Origin of the sequence: Mycobacterium sp., from assembly GCF_052145595.1 — a bacterium.
Lineage (GTDB): Bacteria > Actinomycetota > Actinomycetes > Mycobacteriales > Mycobacteriaceae > Mycobacterium.
Genome location: NZ_JBKQOI010000311.1, coordinates 19,858 through 38,107, shown reverse-complemented (window position 1 = coordinate 38,107; position 18,250 = coordinate 19,858). Strand labels below are relative to the sequence as shown.

The 18,250-nt window shown below is 66.7% G+C and carries 18 protein-coding genes; 10 read left to right on the top strand and 8 right to left on the bottom strand.

The genetic code is table 11. The features are described 5' to 3' along the window. Positions 1–179: undecaprenyl diphosphate synthase family protein (locus ACLP4W_RS26210; protein ID WP_442390306.1), on the top strand; the 179-nt coding region annotated here is incomplete at its 5' end. 146 nt (positions 180–325) lie between these two features. Further along, positions 326–739, top strand: a complete 414-nt coding sequence (locus ACLP4W_RS26205) for a hypothetical protein (protein WP_442390302.1) — start codon at positions 326–328, stop codon at positions 737–739. A gap of 3 nt (positions 740–742) precedes the next feature. On the opposite strand, the gene coaA is transcribed toward ACLP4W_RS26205, so the two are convergent. Then, positions 743–1,681 carry a type I pantothenate kinase gene (coaA, locus tag ACLP4W_RS26200; RefSeq protein ID WP_442390301.1) on the bottom strand — a complete coding sequence of 313 codons (939 nt, stop codon included), beginning with the start codon at positions 1,679–1,681 and terminating at the stop codon, positions 743–745. 128 nt (positions 1,682–1,809) lie between these two features. On the opposite strand from coaA, the gene glyA reads away from it, so the two are divergent. The 5 genes from glyA (at position 1,810) to ACLP4W_RS26175 (ending at position 8,060) form a co-directional block, all read left to right on the top strand. Next, a complete protein-coding gene (gene glyA, locus ACLP4W_RS26195) occupies positions 1,810–3,102 on the top strand; it encodes a serine hydroxymethyltransferase (RefSeq protein ID WP_442390305.1) in 1,293 nt (430 codons plus the stop codon). A gap of 96 nt (positions 3,103–3,198) precedes the next feature. Continuing rightward, on the top strand, positions 3,199–4,026 hold the full coding sequence (locus ACLP4W_RS26190) for an acyl-ACP desaturase (RefSeq protein WP_442390300.1): 828 nt from the start codon (positions 3,199–3,201) through the stop codon (positions 4,024–4,026). Positions 4,027–4,277: 251 nt separating this feature from the next. Next, complete coding sequence (locus ACLP4W_RS26185; protein ID WP_442390299.1) at positions 4,278–5,579, top strand: PhoH family protein; 1,302 nt, start codon at positions 4,278–4,280, stop codon at positions 5,577–5,579. A 40-nt stretch (positions 5,580–5,619) separates the two neighbouring features. After that, a complete protein-coding gene (locus ACLP4W_RS26180) occupies positions 5,620–6,495 on the top strand; it encodes a polysaccharide deacetylase family protein (RefSeq protein ID WP_442390298.1) in 876 nt (291 codons plus the stop codon). A 104-nt stretch (positions 6,496–6,599) separates the two neighbouring features. Beyond that, a complete protein-coding gene (locus tag ACLP4W_RS26175; RefSeq protein WP_442390304.1) occupies positions 6,600–8,060 on the top strand; it encodes an adenylate/guanylate cyclase domain-containing protein in 1,461 nt (486 codons plus the stop codon). 65 nt (positions 8,061–8,125) lie between these two features. On the opposite strand, the gene ACLP4W_RS26170 is transcribed toward ACLP4W_RS26175, so the two are convergent. From ACLP4W_RS26170 to glpX, 3 genes are read right to left on the bottom strand one after another with little or no spacing between them, the layout of a single operon-like run. Further along, positions 8,126–9,121, bottom strand: coding sequence for a hypothetical protein (locus ACLP4W_RS26170; protein ID WP_442390297.1), 996 nt, complete (start codon positions 9,119–9,121; stop codon positions 8,126–8,128). 49 nt (positions 9,122–9,170) lie between these two features. Further along, the gene (locus ACLP4W_RS26165) at positions 9,171–10,577 is read right to left on the bottom strand and encodes a class II fumarate hydratase (protein ID WP_442390296.1); all 1,407 of its coding nucleotides are present in this window, start codon (positions 10,575–10,577) and stop codon (positions 9,171–9,173) included. 33 nt (positions 10,578–10,610) lie between these two features. Next, positions 10,611–11,711 carry a class II fructose-bisphosphatase gene (gene glpX, locus ACLP4W_RS26160; protein ID WP_442390295.1) on the bottom strand — a complete coding sequence of 367 codons (1,101 nt, stop codon included), beginning with the start codon at positions 11,709–11,711 and terminating at the stop codon, positions 10,611–10,613. 80 nt (positions 11,712–11,791) lie between these two features. On the opposite strand from glpX, the gene ACLP4W_RS26155 reads away from it, so the two are divergent. The 3 genes from ACLP4W_RS26155 to ACLP4W_RS26145 are packed head-to-tail and all read left to right on the top strand — an operon-like array spanning position 11,792 to position 14,869. After that, complete coding sequence (locus ACLP4W_RS26155) at positions 11,792–12,466, top strand: DUF4245 domain-containing protein (protein ID WP_442390294.1); 675 nt, start codon at positions 11,792–11,794, stop codon at positions 12,464–12,466. 13 nt (positions 12,467–12,479) lie between these two features. Continuing rightward, the gene (locus ACLP4W_RS26150; RefSeq protein ID WP_442390293.1) at positions 12,480–13,277 is read left to right on the top strand and encodes a dienelactone hydrolase family protein; all 798 of its coding nucleotides are present in this window, start codon (positions 12,480–12,482) and stop codon (positions 13,275–13,277) included. A gap of 26 nt (positions 13,278–13,303) precedes the next feature. Next, entirely contained in the window at positions 13,304–14,869 is a 1,566-nt protein-coding gene (locus ACLP4W_RS26145) for a carboxylesterase/lipase family protein (RefSeq protein ID WP_442390292.1), read from the top strand. A gap of 13 nt (positions 14,870–14,882) precedes the next feature. Here ACLP4W_RS26145 and ACLP4W_RS26140 read toward each other — a convergent pair whose 3' ends face one another. From ACLP4W_RS26140 to ACLP4W_RS26125, 4 genes are all read right to left on the bottom strand, one after another. Then, the gene (locus ACLP4W_RS26140; protein ID WP_442390291.1) at positions 14,883–15,995 is read right to left on the bottom strand and encodes a 3-beta-hydroxysteroid dehydrogenase; all 1,113 of its coding nucleotides are present in this window, start codon (positions 15,993–15,995) and stop codon (positions 14,883–14,885) included. Positions 15,996–16,083: 88 nt separating this feature from the next. Next, complete coding sequence (locus ACLP4W_RS26135) at positions 16,084–16,344, bottom strand: exodeoxyribonuclease VII small subunit (protein WP_442390290.1); 261 nt, start codon at positions 16,342–16,344, stop codon at positions 16,084–16,086. Further along, positions 16,334–17,596 carry an exodeoxyribonuclease VII large subunit gene (gene xseA, locus ACLP4W_RS26130; protein WP_442390289.1) on the bottom strand — a complete coding sequence of 421 codons (1,263 nt, stop codon included), beginning with the start codon at positions 17,594–17,596 and terminating at the stop codon, positions 16,334–16,336. The genes ACLP4W_RS26135 and xseA overlap by 11 nt, the downstream gene beginning before the upstream one ends. After that, on the bottom strand, positions 17,593–18,204 hold the full coding sequence (locus ACLP4W_RS26125; RefSeq protein WP_442390288.1) for a lipid droplet-associated protein: 612 nt from the start codon (positions 18,202–18,204) through the stop codon (positions 17,593–17,595). The genes xseA and ACLP4W_RS26125 overlap by 4 nt, the downstream gene beginning before the upstream one ends. Positions 18,205–18,250 lie beyond the last annotated feature (46 nt).

Genomic DNA, 18,250 nt, shown 5'->3' with positions numbered 1-18,250 from the left:
CCGACCCAGACCTGGTGATCCGCACCTCGGGGGAGCAACGCCTGTCCGGGTTTTTGCTGTGGCAAAGCGCCTACTCGGAGATGTGGTTCACCGAGGCGCACTGGCCCGCATTTCGCCGGGTCGATTTTCTGCGCGCGCTGCGTGACTACAGCCAACGGCACCGCAGGTACGGCAAGTAGCGGCAGACGCTGCCGGCTCAGCGGCTGCATCGCACCGGCGCCTCGCGGTCTGCATTCGACGCAAGTGGGAATAGCCGGAAGAAATACCTCGTCGTTGTATGGGTGGGAGCCTGTTCGACCCATCCGCCATCGCGAGGAGCAATCACATGACCGCTACGTCCGGGCTGACAGCCCGACCCCTATACGACTCGTCCGACTCCCTGCTGCGTTTCGCCATGCGTGTCGATGCCACGTTGACGGGATTGTGCGGTCTGGCCGTCGCATTCTTCGCCGACCCGCTCTCGTCGCTGACGGGCCTGATGTCCGGCCAGGAATATCTCTTGGGGGCATTCTTCGTGCTATCCGGCCTGGCCGTGTTCAGCCTCGCGGCGCTGCCCAACCTGCGCCGTGCCGGGATCGGGATCGTCGTGGCCAACATCGTCTACACCCTGGCCGCGATCGTGGCCGCAGACGCGGTGCCGATGACCGAAACGGGGGTCGCGGCGACGCTGGCCAGCGGTGTGTACACCGCGGCGTTCGCCGGACTGCAGTACCTGGGAGTGCGTCGCCTCGCGGCCTGACTCCTACAGCTTGCGCAGGCGCAGCCGGTTGATGGAGTGGTCGGCGTCCTTGCGCAGCACCAGGGTGGCACGGGGACGGGTCGGCAGAATGTTCTCGACCAGATTGGGCCGGTTGATCGACCGCCAGATCTCGCGTGCGGCGGCGACCGCCTTCGTGTCGTTGAGGGCCGAGTAGTGGTGGAAGTGTGACTCCGGGTCGGCGAACGCCGTGCCGCGCAACGACAAGAACCGCGAGACGTACCACTGCTCGATGTCCTCGATCCTCGCGTCCACATAGAGGGAGAAGTCGAACAGGTCCGACACCATCAGGGTGGGACCGGTCTGCAAGACGTTGAGGCCCTCCAGGATCAAGATGTCGGGATGACGGACCACGTGCTTGGCCCCGGGAATGATGTCGTACTTCAGATGCGAATACACCGGCGCGCACGCGTAGTCGGAACCGGACTTGATCGAGGTCACGAAACGCATCAGCGCCCGACGGTTATAGCTCTCGGGAAAGCCTTTGCGGTGCATGAGGTTTCGCCGATCCAGCTCCGCGTTCGGGTAGAGAAAGCCGTCGGTGGTGACCAGGTCCACCCGGGGGTGATGGTCCCAGCGGGCCAACAGCGCCTGCAACACGCGGGCGGTCGTTGACTTGCCGACCGCGACGCTGCCGGCCACGCCGATGACGAACGGCACCGGCCGGTCCGGGTTTTGTTGCGGTTCGCCGAGGAATTCCGCCGTTGCGGCAAACAACCGCTGGCGCGCGGCGACCTGAAGGTGGATGAGCCGGGCCAGCGGCAGGTAAACCTCTTCCACTTCGAGCAGGTCGATCTGTTCACCGAGACCGCGCAGGCCGATCAGTTCCTCTTCGGTGAGGGCCAGCGGCGTCGACATGCGAAGCGCACGCCATTGCTTTCGGTCGAACTCCACATACGGGCTCGGCTCGCTAAGCCGCGGCATAGTGCCAGTGTTGCAGGGAGGGGCAAATGCTCGACGGCTGGGCTGGCAGAAAGACACCGGTGGATAGACTGGCGCCCGTGACTGCCGCACCTGACGCTCGCACTGCTGCCCCCGGGGTGGCCTCCGTGATGTCGGCCCCGCTTGCCGAGGTTGACCCCGACATAGCCGAGTTGCTGGACAAGGAACTGCACCGGCAACGGGACACCCTCGAGATGATCGCTTCGGAGAACTTCGTGCCCCGCTCGGTGCTGCAGGCCCAGGGCAGCGTCCTGACCAACAAGTACGCCGAGGGATTACCCGGCCGGCGCTACTACGGCGGTTGCGAGCACGTCGACGTCGTGGAGAACATTGCCCGCGACCGGGCGAAGGCGCTCTTCGGCGCCGAGTTCGCGAACGTGCAGCCGCATTCGGGTGCCCAGGCCAACGCCGCGGTGCTGCACGCGCTGATGTCGCCGGGGGAGCACCTGCTTGGTCTGGACCTCGCCAACGGCGGCCACCTGACGCACGGCATGAAGCTCAACTTCTCCGGCAAGCTGTATGACGCGGGCTTTTATGGCGTCGACCCGCAGTCCCACCTGGTCGACATGGACGCGGTTCGGGCCAAAGCGCTCGAGTTTCGCCCCAAGGTGATCATTGCCGGCTGGTCGGCCTACCCGCGGATCCTAGACTTCGCTGCGTTCCGGTCGATCGCCGACGAGGTCGACGCCAAGCTGTGGGTGGACATGGCGCACTTCGCGGGGCTGGTCGCGGTGGGTCTGCACCCGTCGCCGGTGCCGCACGCGGACGTGGTGTCCACCACCGTGCACAAGACGCTGGGCGGCGCCCGGTCCGGCATGATCCTGGGCAAGCAGGAGTACGCCAAGGCCATCAACTCGGCGGTGTTCCCCGGACAGCAGGGCGGGCCGCTCATGCACGTCATCGCCGGCAAGGCGGTCGCGCTCAAGATCGCCACGACCCCCGAATTCGCCGACCGCCAGCAGCGCACGCTTTCCGGGGCACGCATCGTCGCCGATCGGCTGTTGGCTCCCGATGTCGCCAACGCCGGCGTGTCGGTGGTCAGCGGGGGCACCGACGTCCACTTGGTGCTGGTAGACCTGCGCGACTCTCCGCTGGACGGGAAGGCGGCCGAGGATCTGCTCCACGACATCGGCATCACGGTTAATCGCAACGCGGTCCCCAACGACCCCCGGCCGCCGATGGTTACGTCGGGCCTGCGGGTGGGAACGCCGGCGCTGGCGACGCGCGGCTTCGGAGACGCCGAGTTCACCGAGGTCGCCGACATCATCGCCACCGCACTGGTAAGCGGTAGCGGGGCTGGCCCGGGAGTGGATGTTTCCGCGCTGCGACAGCGGGTGACGCGGCTGGCCAGGGATTTCCCGCTGTACGAGGGCCTAGAGGACTGGACGCTCGTCGATCGCTGATCGGGCTGGACCCGTCTCAGGGACCAAAGTCACCACTTGGCCGCGACACGCGGCCGCGGTTTCGCGAAACCTGTGTATACGAGTTACAGTTACTTTATGGCACAGAAACCTGTCGCTAATGCGCTGACCCTGGAACTCGAGCCGGTCGTCGAGGCGAACATGGACCGTCACCTCGGCACCGAGGACATCTGGTCCGCCCACGATTACGTGCCGTTCGACCGTGGCGAGAACTTCGCCTTCCTCGGCGGACGCGATTGGGACCCGTCCCAGATGACGTTGCCCAGGACCATCACGGACGCCTGCGAGATCCTGTTGCTGCTCAAGGACAACCTCGCCGGCCATCACCGCGAGCTGGTCGAGCACTTCATTCTCGAGGAGTGGTGGGGTCGCTGGCTGGGCCGGTGGACCGCAGAGGAGCACCTGCACGCCATCGCGCTGCGGGAATACCTGGTGGTGACCCGCGAGGTCGACCCGACCGCCAACGAGGAGGCCCGGGTCCAATACGTGATGAAGGGCTACCGCGCCGACACCTACACGCAGGTCGAAACCCTGGTGTACATGGCGTTCTCGGAACGTTGCCACTCCGTCTTCTGTCGCAACCTGGCCGCGCAGATCGAGGAGCCGGTCCTGGCCGGCCTGATCGACCGGATCGCCAGGGACGAGGCGCGGCACGAGCTGTTCTTCTCCAACCTCGTCGAGCACTGCCTCGAGTACGCCCGCGATGAGACTATCGCGGCGATTGCCGCTCGTGCCGCAGACATGGACGTCCCGGGCGCCGACATCGACTCCTACCAGGACAAGGTCAAAAACGTCGCCGACGCCGGCATCTTCGGCGCTTCGCAGCTGCGGCAGGCGATCTCCGACCGGATCACCGCATGGGGGCTGGCCGACGAGCCCGCGCTGAGGCAATTCGTCGCCGGCTGAGCCGACCCCTCGCGCCCTGGCGCACAGCTCTCGGCGCGTATTTCGCGTCACCATGTCGGCCTCGGCGCGCCTGCGCGGCGGCCGAGCGGCGACGAGAGTAGCGTCGTTCTCGATGGCCAGCGACATGCTCTGCTGCCAGGGCGGCACCTCCCGTCACCACAACGGCAGGACCGGCCCCGGTCCTGGTGCTGCGGCTCCCGCCGACATGCCTGTGCGGGTCCGCGCGGGCTTACCCGCTCGAGGAGCGCTTCGTGACCGATATCCGGACCTATGTGCTCGACACCTCCGTGCTGCTGTCCGATCCATGGGCGTGCAGTCGGTTCGCCGAACACGAGGTAGTGGTTCCGCTGGTGGTGATCAGCGAACTGGAGGCCAAACGGCACCACCACGAGCTTGGGTGGTTCGCCCGTCAGGCGTTGCGCCTGTTCGATGACCTGCGGCTCGAGCACGGACGGCTGGATCAGCCCATTCCCGTTGGGACACAAGGCGGTACGCTTCACGTTGAACTCAACCACACCGACCCGGCGGTACTGCCCGCGGGCTTTCGCACGGACAGCAACGACTCCCGTATCTTGAGTTGCGCCGCCAACCTCGCCGCCGAGGGCAGGCGAGTTACGTTGGTCAGCAAGGACATTCCGCTGCGAGTGAAGGCCGCTGCGGTGGGCCTGGCCGCCGACGAGTACCACGCGCAGGATGTCGTGGTCTCCGGATGGTCGGGGATGCACGAGATCGAGACCGCGGCCGAGGACATCGACGCGCTGTTCACCGACGGCGAGATCGATCTGGCCGAAGCTCGGGACCTGCCCTGCCACACCGGCATTCGGCTGCTGGGCGGCAGCTCCCACGCGCTTGGCCGGGTCACCGCCGCCAAACGCGTCCAGCTGGTTCGCGGTGACCGCGAGGTGTTCGGGCTGCGCGGCCGCTCCGCCGAGCAGCGGGTCGCGCTGGACCTGCTGCTCGACGAGTCGGTGGGCATCGTGTCGCTCGGCGGAAAGGCCGGCACCGGCAAGTCGGCGCTGGCGTTGTGCGCGGGACTTGAGGCGGTGCTGGAACGGCGCACCCAGCGCAAGGTGGTGGTTTTCCGTCCGCTGTATGCCGTGGGCGGCCAGGAGCTGGGCTATTTGCCCGGTAGCGAGAGCGAAAAAATGGGCCCCTGGGCGCAGGCGGTTTTCGACACCCTCGAGGGCTTGGCCAGTCCGGCGGTGCTGGAGGAGGTGCTGTCCCGCGGCATGCTCGAGGTGTTGCCGCTGACCCACATCCGGGGTCGCTCGTTGCACGACTCGTTCGTCATCGTCGACGAGGCGCAGTCGCTGGAGCGGAACGTTCTGCTGACCGTGTTGTCCAGGTTGGGGACGGGATCGCGGGTGGTTTTGACCCATGACATCGCCCAGCGCGACAACTTGCGGGTCGGTCGCCACGACGGGGTTGCGGCCGTGATCGAGAAGCTCAAAGGCCACCCGCTGTTCGCCCACATCACCCTGCTGCGCAGCGAGCGGTCGCCGATTGCCGCGCTGGTTACCGAGATGCTCGAGGAGATCGCCGGACCACACTGACGGCGCGTTTCGGCGGGATTCCTTTCGATAAGCTTTCATTGTGCCGAAACGACCCGATAGCCAGGCCTGGCGCTACTGGCGGACCGTTTTGGGTGTCGTGGCGGCCGCTGCGGTGCTGGTGATCGGCGGCCTTACCGGTCACGTGACCCGCGCCGACAACCTCGGCTGCTCGGTGGTCAAGTGCGTCGCGCTGACGTTCGACGACGGGCCTGGGCCATACACCGACCGGCTGCTGCAAATCCTGAAGGACAACGACGCCAAGGCCACGTTCTTCCTGATCGGCAACAAGGTGGCCGCCAACCCGGCCGGCGCCAAGCGCATCGCGGACGCCGGCATGGAATTCGGCAACCACACGTGGGAACACCCCAACATGACGACGATCCCCCCGGAGGACATCGCCGCTCAGTTCTCCAGGGCCAACGACGCGATCACCGCCGCAACCGGGCGGACGCCGTCGCTGTGGCGTCCCGCCGGCGGACTGTCCGACCCGGTGGTGCGCCAGACCGCGGGTCGGTTTGGGCTGGCCGAAATCCTCTGGGATATCATCCCTTTCGACTGGATCAACGACTCCAACACGGGCGCGACCCGGTACATGCTGATGACGTACATCAAGCCGGGCTCGGTGGTGTTGTTTCATGACACCTATTCGAGCACCGTCGATCTGATCTACCAGTTCATCCCCGTGCTCAAGGCCAACGGGTACCGCTTGGTGACGGTCACCGAACTGCTGGGGCAGCGCGCGCCCGGCAGCAGTTACGGCGGTCGGGAGAACGGGCCGCCCGTCAACGAACTGCACGACATCCCGGCCGGCGAGATCCCGGCGTTGCCCAACACACCCTCGCCCAGGCCGATGCCCAACTTACCCATCACCGACATCCCGGGCCAGAACTCGGGCGGGCCGAATAACGGTGCCTAGCACGAGCCTGAGCCGCGCGCCGCTACCTTAATAGGGTGATCAAGACGGACTGGCGTCGGGTTTTGACCCCGTCAGGGCAACCAAAGTCCGCCCGCAGGCTATCGATTCAATATGCGATCCAGCTCGCGCTGGCCTACATTCTGGCCGTCATCGATGCGGCCGCCATCTTGATCCCGCTGAGGGGCCAAACGTCCTTCGCGGCCGACGTCTACTTCGCCGAGAAGAACACGGCGGTGGTGCTGGTGTTCGTTGCGCTGGGGATCGTTGCCGTCGCGGTGGCCGGTGCCTTAAGCCTGGCTCCCACGCTGCGCTGGTATGTCGCCGGGGACGACCCGACTCCGCAGCAACGGGACGCCGCAATGAAGATCGCCGGCCGCCAGTCGGTGATCCTATTGGTGGCCTGGGGCCTGGCCGGCGCGATCTTCGCGCTGCTGAATCTTGGTGGTGGGGCCCAGCTTCTGGTACCCATAGGGCTCGGTGTGCTGCTGGGCGGACCGGCTGCCGCCGGCATGGGGATGCTGTTGGTGCAGCGCACCCTGCGGCCCATCGTGCGTGCCGCCACGCTCGGTTGCGAGCCTCGGCTGGCGGTGCCGGGCGTGTTTGCGCGACTGGTTCTGCTGTGGTTTTTGTGCAGCGCACTTCCGATCGGGGCGATTGCGGCCCTGGTCGTTCTTCGCACGTCCGGGTGGCTGATTCAGAAGTCCGCATCGTTGGATGTGCCCGTTTTGGTGGTGTCGCTGGCAGCGTTGCTTCTCGGGCTGCCGACGATGCTTCTGACGTCGCGATCGATTTCGGATCCGGTGGGCGAGGTCGTCGACGCGATGGCGGAAGTCGAACACGGCCGCATCGGGACCTACGTCGGGGCGTACGAGCGTTCCCAAATCGGGCGCCTGCAAACGGGATTCAACCGGATGGTGGCCGGGCTCGCCGAACGGGACCGGTTGCGCGACCTGTTCGGGCGCCACGTCGGTACGGACGTCGCCCATCGCGCCATTCAAGAGGGCGCATCACTGTCCGGAGACGTGGTCGAAGCGGCGGTTCTGTTCATCGACCTGGTGGGTTCGACACAGCTCACGGAAAGCCGCCCGCCGCAAGAGGTCGCCGAGGTGCTCAACGACTTTTTCCGCATCGTCGTCGACGCTGTCGACGAACATAATGGGCTGATCAACAAATTCGCCGGCGACGCCGCGCTGGCCGTCTTCGGGGTGCCGTTGCGGACGCGCCAGCCGGCATCGGCGGCCTTGGCGACGGCACGTGCTCTGGGCACCCAGCTGCGCCAGCTACCCGTGGTGGACTTCGGCATCGGCGTCTCGGCAGGCCGAGTCTTCGCCGGCAACATCGGTGCCGAAAACCGGTATGAGTACACGGTGATTGGTGACGCGGTCAACGAGGCCGCGCGGCTGGCCGACCTTGCCAAAACCACCGACCGGCGGATCCTGTGTTCGGCGGCGGCCATCGACCGAGCCGACGAGGCCGAACGGGTGCACTGGGTCGAATGCTATTCCACCATGCTGCGCGGACGCTCCGAAGCCACCCACGTCTCAGCGCCGGCCGGCGACGGTTAGGCGCGACTCCGAAAGTCTTGGTGCGGTTCCGAATAGCCCCGACTAGCTACGCGACACGGACCACCTCATGTCTTGCTGACTTTCAGTGCGGCGATGATCTTCCCGATGATGGCCGCCGAGCCCGCATCGCCGATGGGTGTGGCGCCCAAGAAGATTGTGACCGGTTTGGTATCGACCGCGATGATGGTGAGGGAGTCACCCTTGACGTTGCGTGAGGTGTCGGCGATCGTGACGTCGGCGTCCACCCGGGCGGCCTTGACCCCGTCGACCGTGATCGACGACGTCTTCGTCGGGCCCAGGGTGGGCGACGCGTTTGCGTAGCCGGGGCCGTTGGCCACGCAGTCCATCAACTTCGATGCCTGCGCGCCGACGTCCATGCTGGTGACGAAGTTGGTAATGGCGACCTCGGCCTGCATCATCCACTGGTTGGCGCCGGGCACTTCTTGGCCGACGCCCACCGCGGCGATGAGGTTCGGGGTCTGGTCGTCCGAGAAACCCATCCATCCGGGGGTCGCGCTGGTCGGAAACGACAGCTTGCCCGCGCTGATCGTGTCGCCGGCTGGCTTCTCACCGCCGGACACATTGGGTGTGCAACCGGTCGCGGTTTGGTCGGAATTGTTCGGCTGCGACGTCGGGGCGCTTGTCGAAGACGGGGCCGCCGAGGGGCCCGCGGGGTTCGCCTTGGTCGACTTGTTCGAGTTGCTGAGGCCGATTACCAGGATCGCCACCAGCGCGATGACGCCCAGCAAGGCGATACCGCCGAGGATCAACCAAGGCAAGTTCGAGCGCGGCGGATTGGGCGGCGGGCCGGGCGGGTAGGGCCCGGCCGGCCAGCCGGGCGGAACCTGCTGGCCGGGCTGCGGGTACTGCTGGGGTGGGTAGGCGCCCGCGCCATAGGGCCCCGGCCCGCCCTGCGGATGGGTGTACGGTCCGCCAGGGCCACCGGGCGGCGGGTACGGGTAGCCGCCGTCCGGTGGCTGTCCGCCCCAATACGGGCCTTGGCCATAGGGATTCGTCCCGTAGGGATCTTGACCGTACGGACCGCCAGGAGGAGCCGTCATTCCTAAAACACCCTCACTTTCATCGACCACCTGCGCCGAGGTTGTTCGCCTAGTCCTCCGGCTTTACCTTGGCCATCGCCAACACGTCCAGGCGACGATCCAGTTCTTCGATCGACAACTTGTCGCTGATCAGGCCGCGGTCGATGACGGTTTGGCGGATGGTCTTGTGCTCCTTGAGCGCTTGCTTGGCCACCGCGGCGGCCTCCTCGTAGCCGATGGCCGAATTCAACGGTGTCACGATCGACGGCGACGACTCCGCCAGCTCGCGCAGGTGTCCGACGTTGGCGGCCAGCCCGGTAATGCAGCGCTCCGCGAACAGCTTTGACACGTTGCTCAGCAGTTTGAACGACTCCAGGATGTTGCGCGCCATCATCGGGATGTAGACGTTGAGTTCAAAAGCGCCGTTGGCACCGCCCCAGGCGACCGCGGCGTCATTGCCGATCACCTGCGCGGCGACCTGTGTAACCGCCTCCGGCAGAACTGGATTCACCTTGCCCGGCATGATCGAGCTGCCCGGCTGCAGGTCCGGAAGGTGAATTTCGGCCAGGCCGGTCAGCGGGCCGGATCCCATCCAGCGGATGTCGTTGGCGATCTTGGTCAATGACACCGCTATGGTACGTAGTGCGCCAGACGCCTCCACTAATCCGTCGCGGGCGCCCTGGGCCTCGAAAGAGTTTACCGCCGTGCGCAATTCGGCCAGGCCCGTCTCAGCGACCAGCACCTGCACCACCTTGGTGCCGAAGTCGTCGGGAGCATTGAGCCCGGTGCCCACCGCGGTGCCGCCGATCGGCAGCTCACCCAGCCGCGGCAGCGTGGCCCGGACCCGCTCGATACCGGCCTCGATCTGCCGGGCATAGCCGCTGAATTCCTGGCCGAGCGTCACCGGAACGGCGTCCATCAGGTGGGTGCGGCCCGACTTGACCACCGTACGCCACTCGCGGGCCTTGGCCGCCAGGGCGGCGTGCAGCACCTCGAGCGCCGGAATGAGGTGACAAACCGCGGCCTCGGTGGCCGCGATGTGGGTGGCGGTGGGGAAGGTGTCGTTGGACGACTGGGACATGTTGACGTCGTCGTTGGGGTGCACCGTTACGCCATTGGCGGCCGCGATGCTGGCGATCACCTCGTTGGTGTTCATGTTGGAGCTGGTCCCCGAACCGGTTTGGAACACGTCGATGGGGAACTGGTCGTCGTGGCGGCCGTCGGCGATCTCGGCCGCCGCGGCGATGATCGCGTCCGCCTTCTCCGGTGCCAGCAAGCCGAGGTCTTTGTTGACTTGCGCGCAAGCGCCCTTCAGCAGGCCCAACGCGCGAATCTGGGTGCGCTCCAGGCCCCGCCCCGAGATCGGAAAGTTCTCGACCGCGCGCTGAGTTTGAGCGCGCCACAATGCTTTTGCGGGTACCCGGACCTCGCCCATGGTGTCGTGTTCGATGCGGTACTCGGCGTCGTCGGCGGCCATAGAGTGGCTTCCTTGCTGCTTGTCGGGATTTGTTTACGGCAGGGGATAGGCGGCGGTGCTGTCGCCGGTGAAGTCGATGGCGGAGTATTCGTTGAGCTTTGACAGCCGATGGTAGGCCTCGATCATGCGCACGGTGCCCGACTTCGACCGCATCACGATCGAGTGGGTGGTGCAGCCGCCAGGGTAATAACGGACGCCCTTGAGTAGGTCGCCCTCGGTGACGCCGGTGGCGCAGAAAAAGACGTTCTCACCGGACACTAGATCCTCGGTGGTCAGCACCTGGTCGAGGTCGTAGCCGGCATCGAGTGCCTTCCGGCGTTCGGCTTCATCGCGAGGCGCCAGTTGCGCCTGGATGGCGCCGCCCATGCACCGGATCGCCGCGGCGGCGATGATGCCCTCCGGGGTGCCGCCGATGCCGGCCAACATATCGGTGCCCGACTCCGGTCGGCACGCCGAGATCGCGCCGGCGACGTCGCCGTCGGTGATCAGCCGGATGCGGGCTCCCGTTGCCCGGACGTCTTCGATCAGTTGGGCGTGCCGTGGCCGGTCCAGGATGCACACGGTCATGTCGCGCACCGACAAGGCCTTGACCTTGGCCACGGCCCGGATGTTCTCGGGGATCGGCGCGGTGATGTCCAGCACGGGTGCGGCCTCGGGCCCGACCGCGATCTTGTTCATGTAGAACACCGCCGAGGGGTCGAACATCGCGTGGCGGTCCGCCACCGCCAGCACCGAAATGGCGTTGGGCATGCCCTTGCTCATCAGGGTGGTGCCGTCAATCGGGTCGACGGCGAAATCGCAGTTCGGCCCGTCGCCGTTGCCGACCGCTTCGCCGTTGTAGAGCATCGGCGCGTGGTCTTTTTCGCCCTCGCCGATGACCACCACCCCGCGCATCGACACGGAGTTCACCAGCTCGCGTATGGCGTCGACCGCCGCGCCGTCGCCGCCCTCTTTGTCCCCCCGGCCCACCCAGCGGCCGGCGGCCATGGCACCGGCCTCGGTGACCCGCACCAGTTCCAGGGCCAGGTTGCGGTCCGGGGCTTCGCCGCGCGCCCGTACCTGCGTCGGGTCGCGGCCTGCGGTGGCGGCCGGCGACGAACCGGGTCCCAACGGGGGGTCGCCATTAATCGTCATGGTTGCTGATTGTCCCAGAAGCGGATCGGTCTGCTGGAGCTGGGCTGTGGCTGGTGAAAGCCGGCTGGGATACTCGAGGGATGACCGAACAGCCGCAGCGAAATGCCGAGTCGGGCGAGCCGGCTCCGGCGCCCAGGCCGGCCAAACAGCGGCTGCTGCAGGACGGTCGCGACATGTTCTGGTCGCTGGTGCCGCTGGTGGTCGGGTGCATCCTGCTGGCGGCCCTGGTCGGGATGTGTTCGTTCCAGCCGGGCGGGGCGAACAGGGGAGTCATCCCGTCCTACGACGCGACCGCGGCCCTGCGGGCGGACGCTCAGACGCTGGGGTTTCCCATTCGACAACCCCGGTTACCCGCCGGCTGGCAGCCCAACTCCGGCGGCCGAGGCGGTATCGAGAACGGACGGACCGACCCGTCGACCGGTCAGCGGATGCACGCGGCCACCTCAACCGTGGGATACATCAGCCCAACGGGGATGTATCTGAGCCTGACCCAGAGCAACGCCGACGAGGACAAACTGGTCGGCTCGATCCATCCGACGGCGTATCCGACCGGAACGGTCGACGTCGACGGGACCAACTGGGTGGTCTACCGCGGTGCCGGCCAAAGCGGTGCCGACTCCGAGCCGGTATGGACCACCAGACTTGCCTCCCCGGCCGGCGCCACCCAGATCGCGATCACCGGGGCCGGAAGCACCGATCAGTTCCGTACGCTGGCGTCGGCGACGCAATCGCAGCCGCCCCTGCCCCCACGGTGAAGGAAGGCATAGCGTGACCGCACCCCAAGCAGACCTCTCCGGATGGTCGGTGGCACCGTTCACCGGCGGCGGTTATACCCATGACGTCTACCGCAAGGGCGCCGGCCCCGGGGTGGTGCTGATCCCGGAGATACCCGGAATCCATCCCGGTGTGCTGGGCCTGGGTAATCACCTGGTGGACAACGGGTTCACCGTTGCGATCCCGTCGCTGTTCGGCGAGCCTGGCAAGCCCGCAACGGCCGGCTACGTGGCCGCGACCCTCGCGCGGGCGTGTGTGGCAAAGGAATTCGCGGCCTTTGCGACCAACAAGCAGCGGCCGGTGTCGTTGTTCCTGCGCGCGTTGGCCCGCGACCTCAACGCATCGACGCCGGGCAAGGGCGTCGGGGTGATCGGCCAGTGCTTCACCGGCGGCTTCGCGTTGGCCGCCGCGGTCGATGACAGCGTGCTGGCGCCGGTGCTCAGTCAGCCGTCGGTACCGTTTCCGTTGGGTCGTGCGCGATGCAGCGACCCCGGGCTGAGCCAGTCCGAGCTGGCCACCGTGGCCGATCGCTGCGCCAACGACGGCCTGTGCGCCATGGGCTTGCGGTTCAGCGAGGACAAGATGGCACCGGGCGAACGATTCACCGCGCTCAAGGAGCGGCTCGGCGACGCATTCGAGGTGATCGAGATCGACTCGGGCCCGGGCAACGAAGGCGGTTTCGGCAAGATGGCGCACTCGGTGCTGACCCTGGAGGTGCGTGAAGCCGATGGCCAGCCGGCCTACGAGGCGCGCAAGCGGGTGGTCGAGTTCCTCGCCCGGACTCTGACCTGAGGGCCTGGTCAGGAAATTCGAGACATATGGCGATCGACAAATGTGTGGTCGAAACCACCTACGGCCCGGTCCGGGGCAGCGACACGGGCCCGACCGAGGACCGCATCCGGACCATCAGGACCTGGAAAGGCATTCCGTACGCCGCTCCGCCCACCGGCGGCCTGCGCTTCCGGGCGCCCGAGCCCCCCGAACGGTGGACCGAGGTCGCCGACGCCACCAGCTACGGGCCGACCTGTCCGCAACCGTCTTTTCCCAACATGCCCCTCGACCTGGGGGCGCCGCAGGGCGAGGACTGCCTGAGGCTGAACATCTGGGCGTCGTCTGACATCCAGCCCGGTGACAAGAAATCGGTGATGGTGTGGCTGCACGGTGGCGCCTATGTCCTGGGATCGAGCAGCCAGCCGCTCTACGACGGCCGCAGGTTGGCCGGCGGCGGCGACGTCGTCGTGGTGACGGTCAATTATCGGCTCGGGGCGCTGGGCTTCCTCGACCTGTCGTCGTTCAGCACGGCGCGGCGACGCTTCGACTCGAATGTCGGGCTGCGTGACGTGCTGGCGGCGTTGGCCTGGGTGCGCGACAACATCGCAGCGTTCGGTGGCGATCCCCACAAGGTCACACTGTTCGGCGAGTCCGCCGGCGGGGGGATCGTCACGACCCTGCTCGCCACCCCGGCGGCCGAGGGCCTGTTCGCCGGTGCGATCGCCCAGAGCTCGCCGGCCACATCGGTGTACGACCGTGGCAGGGGTCGGCGTGTCGCCGTGGCCGTCCTCGACAGGTTGAGAATCGCCCCGCCCGACGTGCAGGGCTTGCTCGATGCGCCGATCGCGGCGATCCTGGCCGCGTCGCAGGAAGTGTTCGACGAAGTGCCCGTCCGCAACCCCGGCACGCTTGCGTTTGTCCCGATCGTCGACGGCGATCTGCTGAACGACTACCCGGTCAGGGTAGCCCAGGAGGGCCGCTCACACCCGGTTCCGTTGATCATCGGCACCAACAAGCACGAGGCGGCGCTGTTCTGGTTGATGCGGTCGCCACTGATGCCGATCACTCCGCGCGCCATCACATCGATGTTTACACAGATCGCCGCCGAGCAGCCCGACTTGCAGTTGCCCACCGCGGAACAGATCGGGTCGGCGTATTCGCGATTACGGCGCAAGGCAAGGTTTTTGAGAATCGCAACCGACGTCGGCTTCCGGATGCCGTCGGTGTGGCTGGCCGAGGGCCACAGCCGGGTGGCGCCGGTGTACCTCTACCGGTTCGACTACTCCACCCCGTTGCTGAAGCTACTGCTGGTCAACGCCGCGCATGCTACCGAACTGCCTTATGTCTGGGGCAATCTCGGAGCACCCAAGGACCCCACCTTGAAGCTCGGCGGCGCCAAAACCGCCAAGGCCGTCTCGAAAAGGGTACGGACCAGATGGATTAACTTCGCTACGCACTCCAAGCCCGCGGGCCCGGACGGCGAACCGGACTGGACGCCCTACCAGGGGGCCGATCGTGCGTGCTTGGTCATCAACAAGCGCGACACCGTCGTGCACGATGTCGACGCGCGCATCCGAGCCGCCTGGGGCAGCGAGATGGTGAGTTTCCGGTAGTCGCCTGCCGGCGCTACCGCGGTCCGCTGACGGCTGGCTTGGCGGCGGCTTTTGTTGCCGGCGCTTGGTTTTTCATCTGCTGGAACAGGTCCACGTAGTAGGGCAGGCATTCGGACATCGCCTGCTCGGTGTTGAACAGGGGCTCATATCCGAGGTCGCGGCGCGCCTTGGCGATCGAGAAGTAGTTGTCCAGATACAACCGCTCGACCGCCAGCGGCTCGAGCAGCGGCGCCGGTATCCCGAACCGGAAATGCAGCCGCTGCCAACCCATCATCGCCGCGCGGACCATCGGCCCGTTGACGCGCATCCGCGGCCAGCTTACCCCGCAGGCCTCGACCACCGGCCGGGCGAACTCGAACATGTTGATCGGCTCGGCGTCGTTGACGAAGTACGCCTGACCGGGCGCGGTGCCGCCGGGCACCAGATGCTCGGCGGCCAGGATGAAACCGTGAATCAGGTTGTGCACGTAGGAGTTATCCAGGCGGGCCGACTTGCGGCCGATCAGCGCCTTGACGTGCCCGGCGATCACACTTTCGAACAGCCTGCGGAACATCGTCTGATCGCCGCGGCCCCAGATGCCGCTGGGCCGGATCGCACACGTCAGCATCCCGCCAACACCGTTCTGAGCCAGTACGAATCGCTCGGCCACCACCTTGGTCTCGGTGTAGAGGTCATTGAACCGGTTGGTGTAGGGCAGCGTTTCGTCACCGCCGGAGATGTTCTGTCCGCCCATCACCACGCTGTTGGACGAGGTGTAGACGAACCGCTTCACCCCGGCCGCCTGCCCCGCGTGCGCTAGGTTCTCGGTGCCGCCGACGTTGACCGCAAAGCTGCGCTTGCGGTATTCGTCGGTCACCGAAGCGCCGCCCATCAGCTCGATGATCGCCGCCGTGTGAAACACCGTGTCGATGCCGTCGACGGCCTTGGCGCAGACGGCTGTGTCGGTGACGTCACCCTGCAGCACCTCCAAGTGGGGGTGCCGCGGTAGCGGCGATGGGGCGCGATCGAAGGAACGCACCTGGTACCCGCGGTCGAGCAAGGTGGTCACCAGGTTGGCGCCGACAAACCCCGAGCCGCCGGTGACCAGGACGCGGCCGAGTTCGGTTGTCAGTGATGCATCACCCATAGCGTGCGAAAGCATAGCCGAGAATAACTGAAACGTGTTCCAATTTGACCGGAGGATTCCGAAGGCGGTTTTGCCATCCGGCTTGCGGTCAGCCTTCCTCGGCCTGGCCGGCAGCGAGCGCATCCTCGACCCGCTGGCGAGCACCAGCTAAGTGTTCTTCGCACCGTTTTGCGAGTTGCTCGCCTCTTTCCCACAGCTTCAGCGACGCATCGAGGTCCAGCCCGCCCTGCTCGAGAAGCCGCACAATTTCGATCAGCTCATCCCGGCAAGCTTCATAGCCGAGCTGACTAATAGGCGTAATGGACTCGGCTCCTTTGCTGCCTTTGCCGTCGTCGTCGCTAGCTACCATCGGTCGGCCCTTCGCTTACCGCCGCAACGGCGCCGTCGGCAACTCGGATCCGCAACCGGGTGCCCGCCGGTGCATCGCCGACCGAGCGCAGCACGTGGCTTGGCTTCGCGGCCGAAACCGCTTGCACCACCACTTGCACAACGGCATAGCCGCGCGCCAATGTGGCCGCCGGTCCCAGCGTGGCCAGCCGTGCGCTCAGGTGACCGACGCGCTCACTCTCGCCCGCGATCAGCCGCGTGATGTCGCGGCGAACCGCCGAGCGCGCGCGGTGAATTTCGTCGGCGCGCGCCGTCAGCGCCGTCAGTGGCTCGGCCAACACCGGGCGGCTGCGCAGCTGGGCCAGCGCGCGTTGTTCGCGCGACACCCAGTTGCGCAAGGCCTGCCCGCTACGCCGGCGCAAGTCATCAACCAGCCGCAGCTCGGCTGCGGTGTCGGGGACCACCTTCTTGGCCGCGTCGGTGGGAGTGGCGGCACGCAGGTCGGCGACCAGATCGCACAGCGGGTTGTCGGGCTCGTGGCCAACCGCGCTGATCACCGGGGTGCGGCACGCCGCGATCGCACGGCACAGCGTCTCGTCGGAGAACGGCAGCAAATCCTCGACGCTACCGCCGCCGCGGGCCACCACGATCACATCGACTTCGGGATCGCGATCGAGTTCGTAAAGCGCTGCGACGATCTGCGTGACCGCGTTCGGCCCCTGGACCGCGGTGTTGCGCACGGCGAAACGCACCGCGGGCCAGCGCCCGGCCGCCACTGTCACCACGTCGTGTTCGGCGGCACTCGCGCGGCCGGTGATCAGCCCGATCATGTTGGGCAAGAAGGGGATTGGTCGCTTGAGTCGCGGGTCGAAGAGGCCTTCGGCGTCCAACAGCCGGCGCAGCCGGTCAATGCGTGCCAGCAGCTCGCCGACGCCAACGGCGCGAATCTCGCTGAGGCGCAACGAGAATGTGCCGCGGCCGGTGTAGAACGAGGGCTTGCCGCACACCACCACCTGAGTGCCTTCGGCCAGCTTCACCGGCGCGTTCAACACCAGGTCGCGCGAACACGTCACCGTCAGCGACATGTCGGCGGCCGGGTCCCGCAACACCATGAACACGGTCTTGGCGTCGGGCCGCATGGTGACCTGGGCCAACTGCCCCTCCACCCATACGGTGCCCAGCTTGTCGATCCAGCCCGCGACCCGGATCGCCACCGCGCGAACCGGAAAGGGGTTCTCGGCGGAGTTGGGTACGGAAACTGCGCCTGGCGTCACTTCGCGTTCGCGCGGGTGATCCTGTTGGCAAGCAGCGTCTGGAACGGTGCGCGGGCCTTGGTGGCCTGCTCGTAGGCCAGCAGGGCTTCGAGCTCGTCGACACTCAGCGTCTGCAGCCTGGCGCGCAGCTGGGCCAGCGTCAGCGTCGGATAGTCGAGTTCGGCTGCGACCTCCGGTTGCGGGACCGCCGGGTTTCTCGCTGACTTCTTCGATTGCCTGGCGGGCCTGGGCGTAGTCGGAGGTTCCGCGTCTGCGGATTCGGGCGCATCGGACACCGAGTACAGCGCGAAGCGTCCTTCGGCCCGGCGATCTCCATCGACGCCCTCTGGCAATGCGCCGGGACCCCCGTCGATGGCGTCGGGCAAGTCCTCGTCGAAGGTTGCCCAGTCCGGCTTCTCGTCCTTGGGCGGGAAAATGGACTCCAGGGTGCTGTCGCCCTTGATCACCAGCTCGGCCAGGTTCTGCTGAAATCGCATCACCATGTGCGCCGCCTGACTGGCCAACGTCATCGGATACATCAGGATGGTTTTCGGCAGCCTCATGGTCTCCTCGACGGCGACTGTCGCCGCGCCGACCAGCAGCCGAACTCCATACGGTGCAGTAGCCATGGGTCCAAGACTGCCTCAAACCGGCGGCTAACTCCAAGCCGGTCGG

Bases quoted from the DNA above. Each gene is read 5' to 3' on its own strand.
- ACLP4W_RS26205 (WP_442390302.1), top strand. From the start codon at position 326: ATGACCGCTACGTCCGGGCTGACAGCCCGACCCCTATACGACTCGTCC.
- coaA (WP_442390301.1), bottom strand. From the start codon at position 1,681: ATGCCGCGGCTTAGCGAGCCGAGCCCGTATGTGGAGTTCGACCGAAAG.
- glyA (WP_442390305.1), top strand. From the start codon at position 1,810: ATGTCGGCCCCGCTTGCCGAGGTTGACCCCGACATAGCCGAGTTGCTG.
- ACLP4W_RS26190 (WP_442390300.1), top strand. From the start codon at position 3,199: ATGGCACAGAAACCTGTCGCTAATGCGCTGACCCTGGAACTCGAGCCG.
- ACLP4W_RS26170 (WP_442390297.1), bottom strand. From the start codon at position 9,121: ATGACGGCTCCTCCTGGCGGTCCGTACGGTCAAGATCCCTACGGGACG.
- ACLP4W_RS26165 (WP_442390296.1), bottom strand. From the start codon at position 10,577: ATGGCCGCCGACGACGCCGAGTACCGCATCGAACACGACACCATGGGC.
- glpX (WP_442390295.1), bottom strand. From the start codon at position 11,711: ATGACGATTAATGGCGACCCCCCGTTGGGACCCGGTTCGTCGCCGGCC.
- ACLP4W_RS26155 (WP_442390294.1), top strand. From the start codon at position 11,792: ATGACCGAACAGCCGCAGCGAAATGCCGAGTCGGGCGAGCCGGCTCCG.
- ACLP4W_RS26145 (WP_442390292.1), top strand. From the start codon at position 13,304: ATGGCGATCGACAAATGTGTGGTCGAAACCACCTACGGCCCGGTCCGG.
- ACLP4W_RS26140 (WP_442390291.1), bottom strand. From the start codon at position 15,995: ATGGGTGATGCATCACTGACAACCGAACTCGGCCGCGTCCTGGTCACC.
- ACLP4W_RS26135 (WP_442390290.1), bottom strand. From the start codon at position 16,344: ATGGTAGCTAGCGACGACGACGGCAAAGGCAGCAAAGGAGCCGAGTCC.
- ACLP4W_RS26125 (WP_442390288.1), bottom strand. From the start codon at position 18,204: ATGGCTACTGCACCGTATGGAGTTCGGCTGCTGGTCGGCGCGGCGACA.